The organism is Vibrio sp. 1069, assembly GCF_033340555.1.
In genome coordinates this window covers 1-717 of the sequence record NZ_JAWOWP010000348.1, presented here as the reverse complement: position 1 = coordinate 717, position 717 = coordinate 1, and the positions used below count along the sequence as shown (strand labels likewise).

Sequence of the window (717 nt, the reverse complement as noted above, 5' to 3'; positions counted from 1 at the left end):
GTTCGAGATGACGGCTCCTGACTCGGCACCAATCAGGAGCCTCAATCACACGGTATCCCACTAATATGCTGTGTTAAATTTTCCTCACCAGACAAAAGAGTGAACTTTTGCCAATAATGAGTGTTATATTATAACACCCGTTAGGATTTCAGGCGTTCAGATGTACTTTTCTTGGCAAACCATTTTCAGATCTTGGCATCGCACTGTTGTACTTTTCAGTGTTGCTTTGCTGATCATCTGGAATTTTGCTTCGATCTTTCATCAAGTCGACCTCACACCAGAGCATCATACTCATCATCACTGCCAACTCTTTGCTGGCGCGCAACATGGTCTCGCTAAAGCACAACCGGCAATCCCTGTGCCGTCATACACACGGGCCCATTATGATGATGTCTCAGAGCGCTCGCATCATGTAGAAGAAGTATTCAGCGCTGCGCGTGCACCGCCTTATTTTGCGTAAACACTCAAACACAACCCAATTACGTTATTTCCAACGTGTATAGACGCGTTTCAATAACAGAACGTCAAATGAGTACTAATCTGAAATCAACCAGATCTCGGATTTATCAGCAAAATTAGGAAAGTAAAATGCCATCTAAACAGGTTTTAGCGATCGTTATCGGTTTGTCTCTATCGACAGTCGCAACAGCAGAAGAATACCGCCAACACAGTGCGCACGTTCATGGTCATGTTGAATTTAATATTGCCCAAGACGGC

Annotated in this window: 1 protein-coding gene and 1 pseudogene; both read left to right on the top strand. The window is 44.2% G+C overall.

Features of this window, described 5'->3' with window-relative positions; genetic code table 11:
* Positions 1-160: 160 nt before the first annotated feature.
* Entirely contained in the window at positions 161-460 is a 300-nt protein-coding gene (locus tag R7040_RS26440; RefSeq protein ID WP_005454649.1) for a DUF2607 domain-containing protein, read from the top strand.
* Between the two features lie 128 nt (positions 461-588).
* Positions 589-717 (top strand): annotated as a pseudogene (locus R7040_RS26435) (DUF2796 domain-containing protein); the annotation flags it as partial.